This is a genomic window from Methylothermaceae bacteria B42 (assembly GCA_001566965.1).
Lineage (GTDB): Bacteria > Pseudomonadota > Gammaproteobacteria > Methylococcales > Methylothermaceae > Methylohalobius.
The window spans coordinates 82,353-104,625 of the sequence record LSNW01000031.1 but is presented as its reverse complement, the minus strand read 5'-3'; the positions used below and the strand labels follow the sequence as shown (position 1 = coordinate 104,625).

At 53.5% G+C, this 22,273-nt stretch carries 14 protein-coding genes and 1 pseudogene; 10 read left to right on the top strand and 5 right to left on the bottom strand.

Going from position 1 to position 22,273, the window contains the following annotated elements:
- Positions 1–193 precede the first annotated feature (193 nt).
- From AXA67_10540 to AXA67_10525, 4 genes are all read right to left on the bottom strand, one after another.
- Entirely contained in the window at positions 194–1,270 is a 1,077-nt protein-coding gene (locus tag AXA67_10540; GenBank protein KXJ40288.1) for a hypothetical protein, read from the bottom strand.
- A gap of 29 nt (positions 1,271–1,299) precedes the next feature.
- Positions 1,300–1,746, bottom strand: a complete 447-nt coding sequence (locus tag AXA67_10535) for a hypothetical protein (protein KXJ40287.1) — start codon at positions 1,744–1,746, stop codon at positions 1,300–1,302.
- Between the two features lie 29 nt (positions 1,747–1,775).
- Positions 1,776–3,803 carry a hypothetical protein gene (locus AXA67_10530; GenBank protein ID KXJ40286.1) on the bottom strand — a complete coding sequence of 676 codons (2,028 nt, stop codon included), beginning with the start codon at positions 3,801–3,803 and terminating at the stop codon, positions 1,776–1,778.
- Between the two features lie 308 nt (positions 3,804–4,111).
- Positions 4,112–5,170: a hypothetical protein gene (locus AXA67_10525; GenBank protein KXJ40285.1), complete on the bottom strand. Its 1,059-nt coding sequence runs from the start codon at positions 5,168–5,170 to the stop codon at positions 4,112–4,114.
- 160 nt (positions 5,171–5,330) lie between these two features.
- Here AXA67_10525 and AXA67_10520 point away from each other — a divergent pair, with 160 nt between their 5' ends.
- From AXA67_10520 to AXA67_10505, 4 genes are all read left to right on the top strand, one after another.
- Entirely contained in the window at positions 5,331–5,690 is a 360-nt protein-coding gene (locus tag AXA67_10520) for an alkylhydroperoxidase (GenBank protein KXJ40284.1), read from the top strand.
- Position 5,691: 1 nt separating this feature from the next.
- On the top strand, positions 5,692–6,744 hold the full coding sequence (locus tag AXA67_10515; protein KXJ40283.1) for a pyruvate dehydrogenase (acetyl-transferring) E1 component subunit alpha: 1,053 nt from the start codon (positions 5,692–5,694) through the stop codon (positions 6,742–6,744).
- Positions 6,745–7,095: 351 nt separating this feature from the next.
- Positions 7,096–8,073, top strand: coding sequence for a pyruvate dehydrogenase (locus AXA67_10510; protein ID KXJ40282.1), 978 nt, complete (start codon positions 7,096–7,098; stop codon positions 8,071–8,073).
- 10 nt (positions 8,074–8,083) lie between these two features.
- Positions 8,084–9,325 carry a hypothetical protein gene (locus AXA67_10505; GenBank protein ID KXJ40281.1) on the top strand — a complete coding sequence of 414 codons (1,242 nt, stop codon included), beginning with the start codon at positions 8,084–8,086 and terminating at the stop codon, positions 9,323–9,325.
- Between the two features lie 16 nt (positions 9,326–9,341).
- On the opposite strand, the pseudogene AXA67_10500 reads toward AXA67_10505, so the two are convergent.
- A pseudogene (locus AXA67_10500) lies at positions 9,342–11,961 on the bottom strand (metal-transporting ATPase).
- Positions 11,962–12,225: 264 nt separating this feature from the next.
- Between AXA67_10500 and AXA67_10495 the strand changes: the two are divergent.
- The 6 genes from AXA67_10495 (at position 12,226) to AXA67_10470 (ending at position 22,069) form a co-directional block, all read left to right on the top strand.
- The gene (locus AXA67_10495; protein ID KXJ40280.1) at positions 12,226–13,425 is read left to right on the top strand and encodes a hypothetical protein; all 1,200 of its coding nucleotides are present in this window, start codon (positions 12,226–12,228) and stop codon (positions 13,423–13,425) included.
- A 280-nt stretch (positions 13,426–13,705) separates the two neighbouring features.
- On the top strand, positions 13,706–14,566 hold the full coding sequence (locus AXA67_10490) for a fatty acid hydroxylase (protein KXJ40279.1): 861 nt from the start codon (positions 13,706–13,708) through the stop codon (positions 14,564–14,566).
- Positions 14,567–14,602: 36 nt separating this feature from the next.
- Positions 14,603–15,604, top strand: a complete 1,002-nt coding sequence (locus AXA67_10485) for a hypothetical protein (GenBank protein ID KXJ40278.1) — start codon at positions 14,603–14,605, stop codon at positions 15,602–15,604.
- 532 nt (positions 15,605–16,136) lie between these two features.
- The gene (locus AXA67_10480) at positions 16,137–17,459 is read left to right on the top strand and encodes a transporter (protein ID KXJ40277.1); all 1,323 of its coding nucleotides are present in this window, start codon (positions 16,137–16,139) and stop codon (positions 17,457–17,459) included.
- Positions 17,449–18,927: an efflux transporter periplasmic adaptor subunit gene (locus tag AXA67_10475; GenBank protein ID KXJ40276.1), complete on the top strand. Its 1,479-nt coding sequence runs from the start codon at positions 17,449–17,451 to the stop codon at positions 18,925–18,927. Before AXA67_10480 ends, AXA67_10475 begins: the two co-directional genes overlap by 11 nt.
- A complete protein-coding gene (locus AXA67_10470; protein KXJ40275.1) occupies positions 18,920–22,069 on the top strand; it encodes a cation transporter in 3,150 nt (1,049 codons plus the stop codon). The genes AXA67_10475 and AXA67_10470 overlap by 8 nt, the downstream gene beginning before the upstream one ends.
- Positions 22,070–22,273: the final 204 nt, after the last annotated feature.

Genomic DNA, 22,273 nt, shown 5'->3' with positions numbered 1-22,273 from the left:
AGCCTCGTTTCCAGGTGAATAGGGTTCTGACGCCGAAGAGAAACACAATCTGAGGCGCTTCTTCGGGATCTGTGCTCAATAAATGGCGTAAAGCTGATCAATCAGTAACTGGCAAAGTATAATTGCTGCAGGCGTACAAATGGGAATGACTTTGACAGCCGTGTCCAAACTCTTTAGAGCAGGTTCACATTCATCAAAGACCAAAAAACAAGGCGGCTGAAACAAAAAAGGCAGCATATCCAAACAGGAGGAATTTCAGGGTAAAACTAGCCGGATGGATATCCTTCCCCTGGGTGACGTAGATCTTGTAGGCAATCAGATTCGCCAGCGAGCCGAACAGGCTGCCAAATCCGCCCGCGTTCGTTCCCCATAGCAAGGCCGCCCAGTTGTGGGTGAACTTGGCAAATACCAGCGCGACAGGCACATTACTCATCAATTGACTGGCCAGGGCTGACAGCATGAACACATGTTTCGAATGAGCTATCTCGGCAGCCAGGATGGCCTTCATATTGTCGGCGATGCCAAAGAAGAAAAAGAAGCTGAGTACCAGGGCATAATCCACCCGCAAGGCCCTTCGATCGAACCACATTACAGACAACAGGACCAGAAACACGCTTGCGAACGGCAAGACATGAAGAACCGTCAGGATAATCAGCAACAGGAGGAGGACATGGAAAGTAGCTGACCGGCCGACCCGGATCGTTGGCGCGGTCACTCGCCCGCCCGCTTCTGTTTTGATAAATGACGAGCCTAGAATCAACAGAAACAAGAAGACCAGCGAGAACGGGGCCATGGTTTGAATGAACCTGAGCGGGGGCACATCGTAAAACCAGTAGATGAAAAGATTTTGTGGATTCCCAAAAGGGGTGAAGGCAGAACCGGCATTGGCCGCCAAGGCTTCACAGATCACCACCAAATCCTTGCGTCTGATGTTCAGCGCCATGGTCAATGGCACCAGCGTGATCAAGGCCACATCATTCGTCACCACCATCGAGATAAAGAAAGTGGCGGCCACCATATTGACGGGCAGGGCTTTTCCCGTTTCTATGCGCCTGGAAATCCAGGCAAGCAAACCGCTGTTTTCGAGCCCCTTTACGGTCACAAACAGCGAGAAAAGGACCGCTAAAATCTGGAATTCTGTGATCGAATAAACCGGAAACTGTCTAGTATAAACCACGCTCAATAGAAAGCCGGCGGCAGAGGCCGCCAGCAACCATTGTCTGACGATCAAATCAATCCAAGTGCCCTGTGACTTCAGATCGGCTCCCAAGTACTTGCCATAACTTCCACGAGCCCCGGTTACTTCCTTCTGGGGCCGGACCTTCCACCGCCACGCCCCGGTGTCCCGCCCCTTTCCACACAACGCTGGAAAGCCGGCAAGTGGTTCTCCTTCGATGCCCGCTGCAATTCCCGCAATACCATCTGAACCTCGGGAAAGCCTTCGCTCTGTTCCAGCAACCGGGTATACATTGCCATGTTCTCAATCTCCGCCTCGACACCCTGGCGGCAGGCATCCAGCAATGTAGAAGGGGCCTCCAGCTTTGACGCCCATTCATCTGGCGGAACCGGAAGGCCATACCGTTCGAACAATGGCAGTAATGCCTGGATATGTCGGTTCTCGGCTTCCACGATGTTGCAGAAGGGCCTGACCTCGCCGAATTTTTCGATTACTTTCCGGTACAGGGCGCGGGCCTTGTATTCATCCTGGATGGCCTCATTGAGAATGGACGCAAGTTTTTCATTCATGTTTCTCTCCAGCAGATGGGGTTGGTTTATCAGGGCTCGGAAGGCAGGGTCTTGTCTGCTGACAGGCAAGTCATTGCCACCGGGAGTTTGGTAGGTTCAACCTCGGCTTCCGGTGGATTCCACCGTCGGATGGCGCCATCCATCCATTGGAACAAAGGGCTGGCAAACGAGGTTTCGATGTGCTCGAAATAAATCCTGGCGGCATTGACCACTACGAAGACCGAACTGACATGATGCAGCATGGCCGCAAAGATGGGATTAAGTAAACCCACCGTGGCAAGCCCAAGACCCACGGCATTGAACCCTACGGCCCAGGTGTAGTTTTCCCGGATGATATCAATCATCTTATGGCTGAGCCCCAAAATGGTGAGCAGATCCCGGGCATCCTGCTTTAGGATCACAACATCAGAGGACAAAATGGCCAGATTCACGTTCTTGTGCCCTCCGATGGCAATACCGACATTGGCCGCAGCCAGGGCCGGCGCATCATTGACGCCGTCACCGACCATCGCCACCTTGCCGGACGCTTGGTGTTTTTTGACCAGGGTTACCTTCTTGGCAGGTGTGCAATTGTAGATGCACTCGTCAGCGTTGATATATTCAGCCACCCGCCTTGCCTCCCGTTCCTCATTGTCTCCGGTGGCCAGGATGACTCTTTGGATACCGTAAGCGTGGATCATATCGGCCAGATTTTTCATTTCCGACCAGATGATGTCTTGGATAATGATGGCACCCCTAATCTCGCCCTCTAGGGCTATCCAAATTGCCCTGCCACTGTAGGCAATGTCCTTCGGTATTGTGATGCCGTGCTGAGCCAGGGTATCCTCGCTGCCGATCAACACTTCCTGCGTCCCAACCCAGCCTTTGATGCCGCGACCGGGAAGATCTTCCGCATGATCCACTGGGGAAAATCCGGCGATGCCCTTCTCTTTGGCATACTGCACAATGGATCGGGCAATCGGGTGGTCAAAGCGGACTTCCAACGACGCTGCCAGCTGCAACAGCTCATCTTCAGGGATACCTACGGCAATAACCTGACTAACCTCCGGCTCAGCCGAAGTCACGGTTCCTGTTTTGTCAAGTATCATGGTGTTGACCTCATGGAGGGTTTCCAATGGTTCGCCTCCCCGGGCCAGAATGTTTTCACTGGCAAGCCGGCCGATGGTGGCTGCAAATGCGGTCGGAGTGGCCAGTGCCCAGGCACAAGGACAGGTGACTGCCAGTGCCGTCGCCATCAAGTGCAGGTCCCCGGTGACGAAAAGCAGCAGAAAGGCATAGCCGGTGACCGACAGCAATAACCATTGCACGGTTTTGTCGGCGCGTTGCTGCAATTCCGATTTTTTTTCCAGGCTGGCTTTGATTTCCCTGCTGATCACACTGAGAAACGCTTCATCGCCGTCCTTTTCCGCCTTGATCAAGATAGGGGCGGACAAATTCAATGTTCCGGAGACGACAGTGTCTCCAGGACCTCTGGTTACGGGAAAGGGTTCTCCAGTGACAAATGATTCGTCAATCGAGGTTTTGTTGTCCTCAATCACGCCATCCACGGGGATCATTGCTCCCTTGGGCACCACGACGAGTTCTCCCTGATGAACTTCGGAAATAGGGACTTCCTCGACCTTTCCGTCTTTCATCACCTGGGCAGTCTGTTTGCCTTGTTCAATCAGGCTTTCGATCTTCTCACGGTTCTTCCTGATGATAGCGAAGGAGATGAACAAGCCCAGGCCAATAAACCAGGCCACCATGGCGCCACTCAAAGGCTCGCCGTCAATGAGGGTCACAATCATGACCAATACGATCAACAGTTCGGCCGAGATTTTGTGCATCAGCAAGGCTTTTTTCAAAAAAGCCTCCAGATAGAGCGTCAAGCAAAATAGATAAAAAGGCAGCCCCAACCAATAGAAAGCAGGTTTGTCATAGAGGGCGTCGATAGCGAAGAAAAGGACTGGAATAGCCGCGGCAATCACCCGCAGCAACATAAGGTCGTGTTGGGGGCTAAGTTTTAATAGATAGCCATCGAATCGGTCAAAATACGGTTTCAATGGTGAAGTTTGCATGGTTCTGCTCCCCTGGAGGTTACTGCCAAGTCGGGCTGATTCTTTTGAATCACGCCACTAAAAAATCATTCCTAAATCTTCGTGCTCGAGGTTGTGGCAGTGATACATGAATCGGTCTTTGATATCATCAAAACGTTTCAGTAAGGTCACCTTCACTGAAAGCGCTAAACCCAAAGCCTTGGATCAATCGACGCCGGGAATGATTAATGGATTCACTCATAATTTTGCTCCTGAAATCAAAGGCACTCTATAAGTAAAATCTATCTGACGAGCGTACTATAAACAGGCGCTTTATTGGTGGCTGAGTACTAGCCAGAAGGACTTTCAGGATGTTTAGTTTCCAACATGTGTTGCCATAAAGGCTGTATATGCTCGAGAACGTGACTTTTTTCCATGCCTTTTGTGACCATGATAATTCCCAGGGTAATCACTAACACGCCGGATAGTCGAAAAAAGTTGCGCATGACCCTGGCGGATAGAAAACTTGCGAACAAGCCGAACCCCAGCAAAGCGGGCAAGGTGCCGATGCCAAAAAGAAACATAATCTTGGCCCCTTCCCAAGGATCTGCGCTGCCGGCGGCCATCATATACATCGCCTGCAAGGGCCCACAGGCAAATATGAAGCCTGTGAAGAAACCGATCAGAAAGGGATGACGCGTTTGACGTCGAACAGGCGCCAGGGTTTTTTCTAAAATTTTGGGTTGGCGGATCATCAGGCGCCGGAACCAGGCAATCACCCCAAGCATGCTCAGGCCGAAACCGATCAGAAAAAGACCGGCGATGATAGCCGTCATGCCGCGAATAAAAGGGGTGAAGCTGACCAATGCTCCCAAGCTCCCAAACAAAGCGCCAAACAATGTATAGGAAAGAGTTTTTCCCAACCCATAGAAGAAATGGGCCAGATAAGGGGAACGGCCGGATTCCAGCGCGGCCTGCGTATAACTGAGGACAAAGCCGCCGCACATACCAACACAGTGAAAACCGGTGATGAGCCCGACGGTTAAGACCAGCAAGTCGCTTGCGCCCGGGCCCAGCTTTGGCAAGGCTAAGGCATGTCCGTAATGACGCGCGGCATAGATTAACCCGGCGAGAACCAACAGACCTAGCAAGGAAAGCAGGAGCCTGAGAAATCTGCCGCCAGTTTTTTTCTTAGCAAGGATGCACTGATAGCCTTTGGGCTCGAGGCTCTGGCAAATCTTTTCCAAAGAACAAGAAGCCGGATCATAACGGATGGATATCGTGCCTTCAGCGAAGCTGGCATGGACCTCCCGGACACAGGGCAAGGCTCCGACGGTGGTTTCAATCACCGTTTCGCAGCCGCCACAGTGCATGCCGGCTACTTTGATCTTAACCACTTCTTCCGTCATTGGCTTTCTCCGGATTAAAGAGCGCGTTTCTCGAGCATATAAGAATCTATTTATATAAGTCAATTAAAACAAACTTTAATTCCAAAATAGCTAGAAAAAGTTTCAAATCAGTGGCAATATCCAAAGACAGATTTCTCCTCAATCCACAGCGAGGTGACCCATGGATCAGAACCCCATGAAGGAAAAGATGGCCGAAATGCACGAGGCGCTGGCTTACTTGCGCAAGCGTTATCCTACGGAAACCCAAGCCTTTTCTTATTTTTTCCAAAAGACGGAAGCAGGGCCAGCGTTGAGCAAGCGTGAGAAGGAACTGATCAACGTTGGTCTGGCGGTGGCCAGTCAATGCGAATGGTGTATCGGTTCACACGTTAGAAGCGCTGCCCATGCCGGAGCCACCCGAGACGAGATTGTCGAGGCCGGATTTATGGCGGTCATCATGCACGGGGGGCCTGCGCTTATGTATATGACACCTCTGGTCCAGGCCCTGGATCTATATCTGCCTGAAGAAGGTGGAGAGTGACATGGATCGTGACCAGGCCCTGGCGTTCCTTCATGACATGATGCTGGCGCGCGTCTTCGAGGAGCGAGCGGCGCAAGAATACATGCAGGGCAACATCGCCGGTTTTCTGCATCTTTATCCAGGCGAGGAAGCGGTAGCGGTGGGCGTGCTGCACGCTTGCGAGGCAAGCGATTATATCGTCACCACTTATCGCGAACACGTTCACGCCCTGGTGCGCGGCATTCCGGCGGGCGAGGTGATGGCGGAACTGTTTGGCAAGCGCAGCGGCTGTAGCCGCGGCATGGGAGGGTCCATGCATTTATTTGATGCCGAGCGCCGTTTCATGGGTGGCTACGCCATCGTTGGTGAGACCTATCCCGTGGCTACGGGCATTGGTTATGGCATCGTTCTCAAGGATCTACCGGAGGCGGTAATTTGCTTCTTCGGTGACGGCGCTGTCAACCAAGGTACCTTCCATGAATCCCTCAACATGGCAGCCCTGTGGAAACTGCCGGTTTTGTTTGTCTGTGAGAACAATCAGTATCAGATTGGCACCGAGATTCACCGTCATTCGGCAGTGCCGGAAGTCTACAAACGCGCTTCGGCCTACCGCATTCCGGCCGAGCGAGTCGATGGCATGGACGTACTCAAGGTCTACGAGGCTACCCAGCATGCCCTCCAGCAGATCCGCGCAGGCACTGGCCCCCAGCTAATTGAATGTGTCACCTACCGTTTTCGGGGCCACTCCATGGCCGATCCCGGCCACTATCGCCCGCCGGTGGAAGTGAAAGCGTTTCAGCAAGTCGATCCAGTGGAAATGGCGCTGCGGGAACTGTCTTTAGCCTACCCATCGCCGGAACAAATCGCTGCCGCTGGGCCCGATTGCCTAATGCGTCTGCGGGAATATTGCTTTGATCAAGGTCATCTTCACGACCAGAGCTTCAAGGATCTGGAGCAGAAAGTCCAGGCTGAAGTGGAAGCGGCGGTTCAGTTTGCCCTGGAATCCCCGGAACCTGCCATGGACGATGCATGGGATTCGCTTTTTTGCAATCGTAACGGCGAAGTTTTGATATAGCTGAGGCTAGCCCGAATATTGCACCAGCCGGCTTCGGGCCTTCAAGTCATTCATTGATTCGGGAGAAAAAAATGGTTCAATTTAACAATATTCACGAAGTACAATTTGTTCCCGGCCCGAATCCTATCCCGGCCCTGGCTTGTCCAGGCACCCCTGGACTTGGGCTTCCTTCAAGCCATAGCTACGGCTATGCCTTTACTCCGGGCGTCCTGCCCTACGCCCCTGACGGGGCCAGCAAAGCTGTTCCAAATCGCTCCCGGCGATTTGGTCAGTCCAGCCCGGCGTCCAGTTGCACCTGTCCGGCGCCATCATCCGGGATACTAGTGTAATATTCGGGCTAGGAGACCTCCAATGGCGAAAGAGATGCTTTACTGGCAGGCACTCAACCGAGCGCTTGACGAATTGATGGCAGTGGATGAGGCGGTCTTTATCCTGGGCGAAGATGTGGGTCTCTACGGTGGCAGCTATCGGGTCACTGAAGGATTGTATGCCAAATATGGCGAATGGCGGGTGCGCGATACCCCGATCTCTGAAGGTGGCTTCACCGGATTGGGGGTGGGCGCGGCCCTGATGGGCATGCGTCCAGTGGTGGAAATCATGACCGTTAACTTCGCTTTGCTGGCGCTTGACGCCCTTATCAATATGGCCGCCAAGGTTCCGTTTATGTCCGGTGGCGCTTTTCCCATGGCCTTGACGGTGAGGATGCCCGGTGGGGTGGCCAAACAGTTGGCGGCCCAACATTCCCAGCGCTTGGAGCACACCTTGATGAACGTGCCCGGACTGCGCATTGTGGTGCCAGCCACACCCCAGGATGCCTACTGGCAGCTCAAACAGGCGGTCCTCAGTGATGAGCCGGTGATCGTCCTTGAGCATGAACTGCTCTATTTCAGCAAAGGGCCGGTGGACGAAACTTTGCCTCCGCCGCTACCTCATCGCGCGCTTCTCCGCCGCCAGGGACGGGACTTGACAATCATCGCTTACTCGAAGATTGCGGTGCTGGCCGAGCAGGCTGCGGAGAAACTGGCTGAACAGGGGGTCAATGCAGATGTGATTGATCTGAGAAGTCTTTCGCCTATCGATTGGAATACCTGCGTAGAATCTGTCGCCCGTACCCACCGAGTATTGATTGTCGAGGAAGATTGCCGCTTCGCCGGCGCTGGCGCTGAAATTGCCGCAACGTTAACAGAACGCTGTTTTACCCAACTGGAAGCCGCCCCTCTGCGCTTGGGCGGGCTCGACATGCCGACGCCCTATAACGGAAGGCTGGAAGCACAAACGATTCCCCAAGTTGAAGATATTGTTGCCGCTGCCAAGCAACTGCTGAAGTGAGGATCAAGCCATGAAGCACCCAATTACCATGCCGGTACTCTCTGACACGATGGAAACCGGGCGCCTGGTTCGCTGGCTGAAAAAACCCGGGGATTCCATAAAAAAAGGGGAGGTGATCGCCGAAGTGGAATCAGACAAGGCATTAATGGAATTGGAAGCCTTTCAGGACGGATTTTTAGCCGGTCCCTTGGCCCAGGAAAACAGCGATATTCCAGTCAAAACAGTCATCGGATGGATTGCCGATAGCCGCGAAGAAACCCTTGCCAAAGCCCCCCAGCCCGAGACAATACCCTCATCGCCTCCCACCCCTTCCGTCACAACTTCAGAAGCGGCAGTACCGGCGCCTGCCGCCGAAGAAGCGCAACCCAAGGTTGAGTCAGAGACCAGTCCTGGCACCCTTCTACCCCCCTCTCATCCTGAAACTATCCCAGCATCATCGCCGGTGTTACAGGCTGCGTTTTCAGGCCGTCCAACAGTAAGCGGTGGGATGACGCCACTGGCGCGGGAGCTGGCCCAGGAATTGAATATCGATCCGCAGACACTTGCGCCTGGTACCGATGGCGTTATCCGTGCAGGTCAGGTGCTTGCCGCAGCCTTGTCGGCGCCCGCGCCCGATTTGCGTTACAGCGCCGACTATGAAATTAAACGGCCTTCCGGTCTCCGGGAGAAAATTGCCGAGAACATGGCCGCCACCACATCAACGCCTATGTTTCAGCTGACCACCCGGGTGCAATTGAAAAACCTTCATGATTTGGCCAAACAGCGGGAGCTTTCTTTAACATTATTGATGGCCCGGGTTTGTGCCAGCACCGTGCAAAAGCACCCGCTGGTCAATGCCGCTTGGACGCCCAAAGGGCTTGCCTGGCGCAAACAAGTGGATGTGGCCATCGCCGTGGATACCCCCGATGGTTTGATCTCCCCGGTCCTACGGGACGTGGCGGACCGCCCTTTGGAAGAATTGGCCGAAGACTGGCGCATTCTCAAAGATAAAACCCAACGCCGCCGTTTACAGCCGGGTGACTATGAAGGCGCCAGTTTTTATCTTTCCAATCTAGGGGTTTTCCCCCGGGTGCTTTGGTTTGACGCCATCGTCCCTTTGGGCGCCAGCGCCATTATTGCGGTTGCCGCCGCAGACAAAGCCGGGCGCTGCGCTTTGACGGTCAGCTGCGATCACCGAGTCCTTGCCGGCGCCGACGCCGCCCGTTTCATGGAGGATTTGTCAGAGGCCATCGAGAAGGCTCAAGTAGATTGAATATCGAGACAGTGACTTATTCCACCCAGCCGCGACGGCGCATAACCCTATAAGCCCCCACTTTCATAGCGTCGATAAAGAGCATCCAAACAAAATAGTAGGCCATAAAGAATAGAGCGAAATCCCAACCCACCGGGGTCATGAACCAGCCATAGACGGCCATCAGCACGCCGATGATACCGGTAGAAAGATTGGCGGCCAATAGCAGCCAAGGAGGGAAAAGGGCGTGTCCATAGGAAGCGGTCATAACTGCGGGTAATGAAAATCGTGCTATGACCTGCAATTACCAGCTTGAGAAAGATGGCCGAGCGGATGAAATCCATCGAATATTGAAAATAGTGAACCAACACAAAAAGCACCAGGAACGAAGAAACCAAGCCTAAAATACCCATCAGCGTGGCTATGCCCAATACCTCGATGAAATTCCAACGAACTGGCTTTTCCGCTAGTTTGACGTTGTCTGTGGCAATCGCAAGAATAGGAATGTCGTTGAGCAGCGCCAAGATGATAATCATAATGGCGGTGACCGGATAAAAGTTGAACACTGTGATCGCCAGGGTTAGAAAAAGAATCAACCGGATAGTCTCGTTGATCCGATAGATGGTATAGGCTTTCATGCGCTCGAAGGTACGGCGAGCGACCTTGAAGCCCTCGACAATCACCGATAACCCAGGCTCCAAAAGCACGACGTCGGCGGCCGCGCGGGCGGCGTCGGTGGCGCCGGAAACCGCGATGCCGGCATCGGCCTTTTTTAAGGCTGGCGCATCGTTGACCCCATCGCCCGTCATGCCCACGATATGGTTGGCCTTTTGCAATTCTTCGACAATAAAATATTTGTCTTCGGGGAATACTTGGGCGAACCCGCCCGCCTTTTCGATCAGGGCGATGATTTCCGATTCGTGCTTGCGCACCAGTTCGCGTTGGGCTTCGGTCTTGACCAGGGCTTCTTCAAGATTACGCAACACCTTGCGGGCAGCACGGTGGATCTCCCGTGGTGTAGCGTCGGGCTTGAGTTCTGAAAAGAGGGTTTCGGTGACGATTTGGGCCACCAGCATTAATTCGCGTTCGGCGCCTGCGTGGAATTCCTTGACATCATAAACTTCCCCCTCAATGCCTAACATGCGGGCAATTTGACGGGCGATTGCAACGTTGTCGCCGGTAACCATTTTGACGCTGACGCCGAGTTTTCGGGCTTCAGCGATGGTGGGTGCGGAATCCTCCCGCGGGGGATCGTAAAAAGGCAGCAGCCCTACCAATTCATAGCTTTCACCACCGTCGCGGCTGATAGCCACGGCAATAGTGCGGTAACCCTTCTCGGCAAACTCTTCCACTTGATCTTGAGCGGTTTCAAGTATTTCTTCGTGGTGATTGACCCGTTCGCATAGAGCAAATATCACTTGAGGCGCGCCTTTGACCACTTTAAGATGCTCGCCATTGCGCATAACGGAGACTTCAGTGCGTTTGCGGATTGGATCAAAAGGGATGAATTCAAGCCGTTGCCAGGCCGTCAGTCGATTTTTAAGGCCCATTTCCTCCACTTTACGGAAGATGGGAACTTCCAGTGGATCCTGATTTTCCTCTCTACTGGCCAAGGCAGCGTAGTGTAATAAGTCATCGAGTTGATAAACGTGGTAGGTGACCGGTTCTGTGATCTCCATGCGGTTCTGGGTCAAGGTGCCGGTTTTATCGCTGCAGAGAATATCCATGCCAGCCATTTCTTCGATTGCCGCCAACCGGCTGACTACCGCATTTCTGCGTGCCATCCTAAGCGCCCCAGCCGCCATGGTGACAGACAATACTGCTGGTAGAGCCACTGGAATCGACGCGACTACTAGCACCAGGGTAAAGCGCAACATTTCCATCATCGGGTCGTGATGACGGTAAGCGGCTGCTAGAATGATTAGGGCTAGGATTATAGTGATAACAATAAGGAAATTGGCGATGGTCATCACCGCTTGTTGGAAATGGCTGCGTTCCTCTCGTTCAGCCTTGGCTACTAAGGCTACTGTCTTGCCAAAATAGGTATTGAGGCCGGTAGCGGTAACGATACCCACCATCTCTCCGGCTTTTACCACGGCGTTGCTATAGGCTAAATCGCCAGGCTTCTTTTCCACGGGAAGGGATTCACCGGTCAAAGCCGATAGATCCAGGAGTATATATTCGCCTTCTTTGAGCTGGATATCGGCAGGGACGATATCGCCGATCTTGAGCTTGACCACATCGCCAGGCACCAGTTCACGGGCTGGAATCGATAGCCAATGTCCTTCCCTCAGCACTAAAGCGGTCTTGGAAAGCTTTTGCTTGAGCACTTTGAGGGCGCTGATGGCTTTGGATTCTTGACGAAAGTCGATATAAGCGTTGACCAACAAAAGGGTGACGATAATGCCGAAGTCTTCCCACTTATGCACTAAGGCCGATAGGAGGGCGGCGATTTCAATCATCCAGGGAATCGGTCCCCAAAAGCGCTTGAAAAGGCGGTACCAAAAGGAAGGTTCTTTTTCTGGGATTTCATTGGGCCCGAAAATCTCGCGCCGCTGGCGGGCTTCGGCTTCGGTCAGGCCGGTATTTAGATTGGTATCAAGTAACTGATCGGTATGGATTCTGGTATTCTGCTTGCGGCGCTTTCCCCAAACCATCGTCTCCCCCTATCGAGAAAGTTGCTATGACACGACTACTATATCCAAAAAGATCGACGCTAAAGTCATCGATTGATGGCAAACTGGTCCTTGCTTTTTTATTTTGTGGCTAATGGTTTGAAATACAAGGGATGACTTAAGCGATAATTTTATAGCGTTTACACGTTTAATCCCGCGTAACAGGCTATTGTCGTTGTCAACACCTCTACCTATGGAACAACCTTTAATATTTTGGGGAAGGCGATACGTAACACTTTTATTTCTATGGCTTGGATTTTGAAAAAAATTCGACGTGTCAACTCTTCAAGGTTTGGGGTAATTAAGTTCGCACGCTGGGTTCCCCATCTGCCATTGGCGCTCGGGGTAGGATTGTTGGGAGCCGTGCATGTATTACCACCACTGATCCATGCTTTAGGGCTGCACTTTTTTTCCCAAACGCTGACGACATTAACCTTGAATTTGGTCAATGTTGGCTTGTCAGGGCTGCCACAAATCGCCGTCGGGATTTTCCTGTTGGTGATGTCTGCCGGTCTTTTGCTGCGTTCCCGGCTGGCGTGGAGCTCTACAGTACTGGCGTTATTGGCAGGAATCGCCATTCTTTTTTTCCAGCCTTCTGAAGGTCCGCACGAATGGTTGCTTCCTTACAGCGTGATATTACTTTTGGCGCTTTTGCTGAGTTATCGTTGGTTTGACCGCAGCAGCCTGGCGACCGCCACGCTGTTTTCCGCCACGAGTCTGTTGGTGCTGGTTGGCTATGGTGTCATTGGCAGTTATATTTTGGGGGATCTATTTCAGCCGCCTATCCATACCCTGGATCAAGCGCTATATTTCACGATTGAGACGCTCTCGACGGTGGGCTATGGGGATATTGTCGCTAAATCCCCGCAGGCGCGGCTGTTCCTGATTTCCCTAATTAGTGCTGGCATGGTTGCAGCCGCGACCATATTCGGGGCGATTATTGTCCCTCTCATCAACCGCCATCTAGAAAACTTGTTCCAAGGGAGGAAAAAGCAAGTGCAACGGAAAGATCACTACATCATCGTTGGCGCAAGCGCGTTGGCGAACAACACTTTTCAGGAGCTTTGCAAGCGGGGTGAGCATGTCACTTTTATTTTGAAGCGGGAGCCGGAGAGCAGTCAGTATGCCAATCTTGACGTTGTGGTTGGTGATGGCAGCGACTTGGAAATACTGCGCCTGGCAGGGGGTGACAAGGCTAAAGCCATTTTGGCGTTGACCGATGATGACTCTGAAAATGCCTTTATTGTTTTGGCGGCCAAGGAATTAGGGCAAGTGAAAACCGTTGCTGCTATCAATGATGCCCGCAATCTCAAACGCATTCGCCGCGTCAAACCCAATATGGTGATTGCGCCGCCGGTGCTGGGTGGTGAATTACTGGCAATGGCGCTAAGTGGTGAAAGCGTTGACTCTAAGCGGCTGATGCAGTTGTTGATGGGGTCAATTTGATTCGAGTGACTTACTAAGGCTGACGAGAAAGTCTTATTGTCAGGCTCTGAAATTGGCAAAATGGCTGATGCCACTTTATACGTTGGAATTACGCCCTCCCTTCAGGCTCGTATGTCATTGGAAGATACTCATAGGGCATAAGGATGCTATGATAGAAAAGCCGAATAGGGCGGGAAGATGCTCTATCCGGTCCCACAGCGCGGCGGAATGGTGTGAAATGTGTTTGATAACCGTATTCCGGTCCAGCGCTAAAACTTTGCCATCCTGATTTGAGAACCCGATGCCTATTTGGCAAGACTGGATTCTAAGCCACGAAATTTTTATTCGCCTGGGTTGCTTTGCCCTGGTGCTGGTCTTGATGATTCTATGGGAAACCCTATTGCCGCGGCGGCAGTGGCGCGATCCCAGGCCCATGCGCTGGCTTAACAATCTTGGGTTGGCGCTCATCAATAATTTGCTGGTGCGGCTGCTGTTTCCCATGGCGGCGGTTGGCGTTGCCGCCTTCGCCGAGCATCAGGGGTGGGGGTTGCTGAGAATGCTATCGATGCCGCCGCTTGGGCAGGTGATGATTGCGGTGGTGGTTCTGGATCTGATCATCTATCTGCAGCACGTCATGTTCCACGCCTTGCCGGCCCTGTGGCGCCTGCACCGGGTTCACCATGCCGATGTGGATTTCGATGTTACCACCGGCATTCGTTTTCATCCCTTGGAGATTCTGATTTCCCTGGGGATCAAGGCTACCGCCATCGTGCTGCTGGGGGTGCCGGTGGTGGCGGTGGTGCTCTTCGAGGTGCTGCTCAACGCCACTGCCATGTTCAACCATGGCAATGTTAGCCTGCCGGCGGCATTGGACCGGGTGCTGCGCTGGCTGATTGTGACGCCGGACATGCACCGGGTGCATCATTCGATCGCCGACGACGAAGCCAATTGCAACTTTGGTTTTAACTTGCCCTGGTGGGACCGGTTGCTGGGAACTTACCGGGCCCAGCCGCGCCGGGGTCATGAGCGCATGACTATCGGAATTCACGGCATCCGCCAGCGCCGTCAAGTATTGTGGCTGCCGGGAATGTTGCTATTGCCGTTCAGCGCGCCGATTACCGGATATGTGATCAACCGCCGCAAGGGTTCCCGCGACGAGTAACAAGGATCGTTCCTAAGTGGTTTGTGTCTAAAGGACATGAAAGACATCACCCTTGACGCAAAGTCAGTCCCGTCATTGGATTCCCGCCTGGTGGAACAGGCTGTCAACCGTGGCATTGAACGCTATATCCAATCCCGCAATGCCAGGGTTCCCGGGTTCGTGGATAAGTATTTCTCCGTAAAAGGCGCGCTGAAACTGCACCGCAAAGCGTTGGGGAAAGACCTTTACCGGGCGCCGTTGAATATTGTCTGGGCAGTGCCTTCACTGGGGGCCCAGGCCCTGGCAAGTCTTGGCCGGAAACTGGGTGCTGAGAGACTGGCGGATAAATTGGAGAAACTGCCCCAGGGTTTTGAAACCGATGTTCAGCGGGAAGTGAAATGGTTGATATACACTGAATTGCTGGAGTTGCCCTACCAGGATGGGGAACGTGAATCCCGACGGGATGTGTTGTTGGCGGAAATTTTATCGGAACCTGAGTTGGCGGCGGTTTGTGAGAGTTATTTGGAAATCATCCATGGCAAGGTGGGTTCTCCCAGGTTTAAAACCACCCTCGAGCATAATTTGTCTCAACTAGCCATTGCCCGCACCGCCGCCGCGGACTTGGCCACCAGTATCATTACCCTGGCGACAGGTTATGCCACTTTTCATCAGGCGACGCCCGGCGCAGTGGCAGGTGGCAGCGCTCTGGCGGGTGTGATTGCCCATCACCTGGCGGTCTCCGGTTTTTGGCTCGGCCCCACTCTGGGGGCTTGGTATTATTCAGTATTTCCAGTTACTGCTTCCACGGGCCTGATTGTCGCTTCCACCGGGGCGGTCATGGCTGCTTTGGCGGTTGTTTCCACCCTGGCCGGGGTGATAGTCGATCCACTGCTTGCCGTCACAGGGATGCACCGCCGCCGGCTGGAAAAATTCATTGGCAAGCTGGGCAACGAACTCAAAGGGCGCGGAGAAAGCAAGATGAAAATCCATGATCAATACCTGGCGAGAGTGTTTGATCTGCTCGACTTGCTCAAAACCGCGGCGTTGGCGGCCAGGTAAAAGCCGAAGAAAAATTGCAATATAAGTGATTGCTGGTTGCTTCTGATTTAGTTGTCTGCTAGGTTTGAGCAATCAAGTTGATTCATGGACCGATGATTTAATGCTTCTTCGAGTTTGTTTTTGCATGATGGCGTTTTGGCTGGTTTCCCTGTCGGCGGCAGCGGGCATGGGCCAATCTTTCGCTGTTGACATGCAATCGGTTGAAGCATCCGTGCAATTACCCGAGGTCAAAGCGTTGACAGATAGCCACCATTGCACGCATTCGTGTTCCTTGTGTCTGTCGGCGTTTTTTTCTTGCGGAGACGGTGGCTGTAGTGTGCCGGCAATCATTGCGGCGGCTGAAATAGCTACCGGTTTTATCGCTTCAGGTAAGATACCTGAGTTCTACGTCACTTCCTTTCAAAATTCCACCTTTCCTCCACCGGGAAGGCCTCCCCGAATCCTCGCTTGACAATCCCACCGGCATTAGCCGGTGTCAAGACTGGTTTGCACGCTGTGCAAACCGGGTTGATTGTTCCATGCGAGGTGATTCATGTTCCCAAAATGGTTGTTATGCCTTAGCCTAGTGCTGCAAGCCGCGGTGGTCGCGGCTGATTCCTCCCCTCCAAGCACGGCTGAGAAAAATCCGTTAACCCTTGCGTTAGCATTACGGCAGGCGGAAAGCGCCAACCCGTCATTGGCGGCCATCCGTGCCCGTTATCAAGCGCTCAAGGCCGTTCCCCCACAAGCGGGTAGCCTGCCAGACCCGGTAGTGAGTTTTAATGCCCTCAATCTGCCGGTGGATACGTTTGATATTCCTCAGGAAGCGATGACCCAACTGCAGTTTGGGATCAGCCAAGCGTTGCCTTTTCCTGGCAAATTGAAGCTCAAGGAAGAAGCTGCCGAGTGGGAAGCCAGAGCGGCTGGGGATGACGTGGCGGAATGGCGACTAAGGTTGCTGCGTGACGTGGCAGTTCTATGGTGGCGGGTATTTTATCTGGATCGGGCGTTGGAAATTATTGCCGCCAATCAGGATTTGCTGCGCCAATTCGTTGAAATCGCTCAGACCAAATATAAGGTGGGCCAAGGGCTGCAACAGGATGTGTTGCTGGCGCAATTGGAATTGTCGCGTCTGCTGGACCAGGAGTTGCAATTGATTGGTTTGAGAGCGCAAGACGCCGCCCAGTTGAATGCATTGCTGGATTATCCCGCCAATGCCTCTCTATTGCTCCCCAGGCAAGCAGATCGAAACCTGCCCGAAAGCCCGCCAGAGGCGGAATTGTTTGTTATCGCTCAGCAGTCGCGGCCGCTGTTGGCCAGGATTGACAAGCAGATTCGAGCGGCCCGGAGCCGCGTTAAATTGGCGAAAAAAGACTTTTTGCCAGACTTCAAGGTTGGCGCCTTTCACGGTTTTCGCAGCGGCCAGAATCCCAATGGCACGAGCCGCCCCGATTTTTTGACCTTGAAGTTGAGCATGAATGTGCCCCTTTACTTTGCCACCAAACAGGCCAAAGCCGTGGATCAGCGCCAGAGTGAATTACTGAGCGATCAATTCCAATGGCAAGACACTTGGAACCGTGTGCGCTCCGAGATTTCGGCGACGCTGGCCGATTACCACCGCGCCCGCAACCAAGTGGTCTTGTTTGACAAGGGCATCATTCCCCAGGCGCGCCAAACAGTCGCCTCGATGTTGGCTGGTTACCAAGTCAATAAGGTGGATTTTCTCAACTTGGTGCGTTCTCAGCTGACCCTCTATAACTACGAAATTCAATACTGGAAGACGCTGGCAGAGGCCCGGCAGTCTTTGGCGAAACTGAAAGCCGCGGTGGGAAAACCTGTGATAACGGAAGAAAAGGGGACACTCGATGCCAATTAAGTTGATCATTGTGCTGGCGTTGACTTTAGGGGTGGGATCAGGCTATTGGCTTGGAAGCCTGCGTTCGCCAAACGTTTCCCCGGAGACAGGGGCAAAACAGAGCGAATGCGAACCCATGTTGTACCGCCATCCCATGAATCCTTCTATCACTTCCAAGACCCCGGCCAAGGATGAGATGGGGATGGATTATGTGCCTGTTTATCCACCGGGATGTCCCGGTGCTTCGGTAGAGACCAGCGGCCCGTCTGGCACCGTGGTTGTCGACCCCACCGTTGTGCAGACCATTGGTGTGCGCGCGACTAAAGTGGTACGGCGGGATTTTTCCAATCCAATTCATACCGTTGGCCGAGTGACCTACGATGAAGATCTACTGGCACGACTCCATCCCAAGACGGAGGGGTGGGTGGAAAAACTCTTTATCAGCGAAACCGGGGAATCTGTCGCCAAGGATGATGAGCTCTTGAGTCTCTATTCCCCCCAGTTAGTCGCCAGCGAGCAGGAATACTTGTTGGCGCTCAAGAGCCTGAAAGCCCTGAAAAATAGCCCCTTTAGGGATATCCGCCACGGCGCCCGGGAGTTGGTGAAAACCTCTCGGGAACGGTTGGAATTACTGGATGTTCCCGCTCATCAGATCCGGGAATTGGAACGCAGCGGAAAAATCATGAAAAACCTGCACATTCACTCGCCGGTGGATGGGTATGTGGTTCATGTCGGCGTGCGCGAAGGACAGTATGTGACTCCTCAGACGGAATTGTACATGGTGGCGGATCTGCGCAAGGTCTGGGTCTATGCCGATATTTATGAATATGAACTGCCTTGGGTCAAGGTGGGCGATCCTGCGGAGATCCGCTTGATTGCCGTGCCCGGCCGGGTGTTCAAGGGCGAGGTCGTCTATGTCTATCCCTATGCCGAGGCCAAGACCCGCACTGTTAAGGTTCGGCTAGAGTTTGCCAATCCCGATTTGGTGCTCCGCCCCGAGCTATTTGCCAATGCCACCATCCACACCCGGCCGAAGAAGGCAGTTTTGGCGGTTCCGACCGAGGCAGTGGTGCGCACGGGCCTTAAGGATCACGTGTTTGTTGTCAAAGGCCAGGGCAGGTTTGAACCCAGGACTGTGGTCCTGGGGGTGCCTTCCAATGGCATGGTCGAGGTCTTGGCCGGCTTGTCGGAAGGTGAAGAGGTGGTGATTTCCGGTCAATTCTTGATTGATTCTGAATCTAAATTGAGGGAGGCCATGCTCAAATTCAGGGAGCCGGGGCAATCCGTTGCTGGCGGGTGTGTCCGGGAGGACGCTGTGAATCCTTCCCTGGAAGCTTCGTCGCGGCATACCTGCCGCGAAGACCTCCCGGACACACCCGCCAGCAACGCACACAATGGTCGTGAACATAAGCCCATGCCGATGAAAATGGATAACACCATGGGCGCTGATAAGATGAAAGCAATGCCACAGGGAGGTCGCCATGATTGAAGGATTGATCAATGCTTCGCTTCGTGACCGGCTGCTGGTACTGATTGCCGCGGGATTATTATTGGCGGCGGGGCTTTGGAGTTTGAAGAATACCCCCCTGGATGCTATTCCCGATCTGTCCGATGTTCAGGTGATTGTATTCACGGAATTCCCTGGCCAAGCGCCCCAAGTGGTCGAGGACCAGGTCACCTATCCCTTGACCACTGCCATGCTGGCGGTGCCCAAGGCTCAAGTCGTGCGGGGCTATTCCTTCTTCGGCTATTCCTTTGTTTACATCATCTTTGAGGATGGCACTGATATGTACTGGGCCCGTAGCCGGGTGCTGGAATATCTCAACTACGTCGCAGGCCGTTTGCCAGCGGGGGTAACGCCGTCCCTGGGGCCAGATGCCACCGGGGTTGGCTGGGTCTATGAATACGCTTTAGTGGACCGAAGCGGCAACCATGATCTGGCGCAATTGCGTTCGATTCAGGACTGGTACCTGCGCTATGCCCTCCAAACCGTGCCCGGAGTGGCCGAGGTAGCTTCTGTCGGTGGTTACGTCAAGCAGTATCAGGTGGAAGTCGACCCCAATGCGTTGCTTGCCTATAACATTCCGCTGGCCAAGGTCAAGCATGCCATTCAGCGTTCCAACAATGATGTCGGTGGCCGCTTGATTGAAATGTCAGAGACCGAATATATGGTTCGGGGGCTGGGATACATCCAGTCACTCGATGACCTGCGGTCCATTCCGGTGGGCGTGGACGCAAACGGTACCCCGATCCGCCTGCGCGATGTCGCCCATATCCAACTGGGACCGGAATTGCGCCGAGGCTTGGCGGAATTGAATGGCGAAGGCGAGGTGGCTGGTGGCATCGTGGTGATGCGTTTTGGCGAGAATGCCTTGGCTACCATCCGCAAAGTGCGGGAAAAGTTGGAGGAGCTGAAAGTCGGTCTCCCTGAAGGTGTTGAAATCGTGCCAGTCTATGACCGTGGTGACTTGATCGAGCGGGCGGTCGACAACTTGCGCGATAGCTTGCTTCAGGAAATTCTCATTGTCAGTGTGGTTTGTGTGGTGTTCTTGCTCCATGTGCGCTCGGCATTTGTCGCTATTTTGGTGTTGCCCTTAGGAATATTGGCAGCTTTCATCATCATGCTGGCCCAGGGCCTTAATGCCAATATCATGTCCCTGGGGGGTATTGCCATCACCATTGGTACCATGGTCGATGGGGCTATCGTGATGATTGAAAACGCCCACAAACACTTGGCTCAGGCGGCAGAAAAGAAAGCAGGTGAGCTCACCCTCCCCGAGCGCTGGCAAGCCATTGGCAGTGCCGCCCGTGAGGTGGGGCCGGCACTGTTTTTCTCCTTGCTGGTGATTACTGTCTCTTTTTTACCTATCTTCACCCTCCAGGCCCAGGAAGGACGGCTGTTCAAACCGTTGGCCTTTACTGCCACCTACGCCATGGGTGCCAGTGCCGTGTTGGCGATTACACTGGTGCCGGTAATGATGGGCTATTTGATTCGCGGGCGAGTGATTCCAGAAGAAAAAAACCCGCTGAACCGGCTGCTCCACGCTATCCATACCCCGCTTTTGCGGTTGGCGATCCGTTTCCGCATTCTCAGTTTGCTGCTCGCGGCTGGATTGCTGGCGTTAACACTTTATCCTCTTTCCAAATTAGGGAGCGAGTTTATGCCGCCGCTGGATGAAGGCGATATTCTCTACATGCCCACAACTTTCCCGGGTGTCTCTATTACCAAAGCCAAGGAAATTCTTCAGCAGACCGACCGCATCTTGAAAACCTTCCCCGAGGTGCATCATGTTTTCGGTAAAGTGGGGCGGGCCGAGAGCGCGACCGATCCGGCCCCCCTGTCGATGATAGAAACCACCATCCGCCTTAAACCTAAGGAAAAATGGCCCGACCCCTCTAAAACCACCCAACAGTTGATGGCGGAGATGGACAAAGCGATCCGGTTCCCAGGCATTGCCAACGCTTGGACCATGCCGATCAAAACCCGCATCGACATGCTTTCCACCGGGATCAAAACTCCCATAGGAATTAAGGTGTCTGGCCCTAATCTGACTGAATTACAAAAAGTTTCAGAAGCGATTGAAAGGGCTATGAAAACGTTGCCGGAAACCCTATCGGCCTTTGGTGACCGAGCCGTTGGCGGTTACTACGTGGATTTCGAAATCGACCGCTTCGAGGCGGCCCGGTACGGCCTTACTGTTGGGGACGTTCAGGATGTGATTCAAAGCGCCATTGGCGGAATGAATATTACCTGGACCGTCGAGGGACTGGAGCGGTATCCAGTCAATTTGCGTTATCCGCGCGCCTTCCGGGATAGTTTGCAGATGCTCAAGCGGGTGTTGGTGCCAACGCCAACCGGTGCCCAAATTCCCTTGTCCCAAGTGGCCGATCTGAAGCTTCGGCGTGGGCCACCATCGATCAAAAGCGAGGGCGCCCGGCCCAATGCCTGGATCTATGTGGATATCGACACTTCCGACATAGGCGGCTTCGTGGCCAAGGCCAAGCAGGTGTTGAGCGAAAAAGTAAAGATTCCCCCTGGCTACACCGTGAGCTGGTCGGGTCAATTCGAGTATATGGAAAGGGCCAAGGCGCGCTTGAAACTAGTCGTCCCTCTGACTTTGCTGATTATTTTCCTGCTGCTCTATTTCAATTTCCGCAATCTTAGCGGACCCGTGGTGGTGATGATTTCCATTCCTTTCGCTCTGATTGGCGGTATCTGGTTGATTTATTGGAATGGCTATAACATTTCCGTGGCGGTGGCGGTGGGCTTTATCGCCCTGGCGGGGATGGCGGCAGAAATCGGAGTACTGGTGCTCAGCTTTATCAATCAGGAAGCCAATCGTCGCCGCGCTGGCAAGGTGGCTCTCAGTTCAGGCGAAGTCTGGCAGGCAGTGGAACGAGGTACCTCCTTGCGGGTGCGGCCAGTGGCGATGACGGCTATTTCCACCATGGCCGGACTCGTACCGCTGATGTGGAGTCAAGGTGCCGGGGCCGATGTGGCTCAGCGCATCGCCGCCCCAATGCTCGGTGGGATGTTCACGGTGATGGTACTGAATTTGGTCATTCTACCGGTGATTTATGGTTGGGTATTGCAATGGCTGGAGAAAAGCCGTCATGAATCAACCCCCTGAGTCGAGAGCGGTTTCGGTATGCCGAAAAGCAGACAAAGAACAATTCCGCCCGATTCTAATCCTGGAGATAAAACATCATGAAAAGCCCGATTTCATTGCATGCGGCAGGCCAGGCAACCGGTCTGTTTATTGCCATCAGCTACACCCTGTGCGTGATTTGCTGTTTGCTGTTTCCCGAGCATCAACTGTATTTGGACTGGCAAA

Excerpts from the sequence above, each read along its gene's own strand:
- AXA67_10535 (KXJ40287.1), bottom strand. The coding sequence starts at position 1,746 with ATGAATGAAAAACTTGCGTCCATTCTCAATGAGGCCATCCAGGATGAA.
- AXA67_10530 (KXJ40286.1), bottom strand. The coding sequence starts at position 3,803 with ATGCAAACTTCACCATTGAAACCGTATTTTGACCGATTCGATGGCTAT.
- AXA67_10525 (KXJ40285.1), bottom strand. The coding sequence starts at position 5,170 with ATGACGGAAGAAGTGGTTAAGATCAAAGTAGCCGGCATGCACTGTGGC.
- AXA67_10520 (KXJ40284.1), top strand. The coding sequence starts at position 5,331 with ATGGATCAGAACCCCATGAAGGAAAAGATGGCCGAAATGCACGAGGCG.
- AXA67_10515 (KXJ40283.1), top strand. The coding sequence starts at position 5,692 with ATGGATCGTGACCAGGCCCTGGCGTTCCTTCATGACATGATGCTGGCG.
- AXA67_10510 (KXJ40282.1), top strand. The coding sequence starts at position 7,096 with ATGGCGAAAGAGATGCTTTACTGGCAGGCACTCAACCGAGCGCTTGAC.
- AXA67_10505 (KXJ40281.1), top strand. The coding sequence starts at position 8,084 with ATGAAGCACCCAATTACCATGCCGGTACTCTCTGACACGATGGAAACC.
- AXA67_10495 (KXJ40280.1), top strand. The coding sequence starts at position 12,226 with ATGGCTTGGATTTTGAAAAAAATTCGACGTGTCAACTCTTCAAGGTTT.
- AXA67_10490 (KXJ40279.1), top strand. The coding sequence starts at position 13,706 with ATGCCTATTTGGCAAGACTGGATTCTAAGCCACGAAATTTTTATTCGC.
- AXA67_10485 (KXJ40278.1), top strand. The coding sequence starts at position 14,603 with ATGAAAGACATCACCCTTGACGCAAAGTCAGTCCCGTCATTGGATTCC.
- AXA67_10480 (KXJ40277.1), top strand. The coding sequence starts at position 16,137 with ATGTTCCCAAAATGGTTGTTATGCCTTAGCCTAGTGCTGCAAGCCGCG.
- AXA67_10475 (KXJ40276.1), top strand. The coding sequence starts at position 17,449 with ATGCCAATTAAGTTGATCATTGTGCTGGCGTTGACTTTAGGGGTGGGA.
- AXA67_10470 (KXJ40275.1), top strand. The coding sequence starts at position 18,920 with ATGATTGAAGGATTGATCAATGCTTCGCTTCGTGACCGGCTGCTGGTA.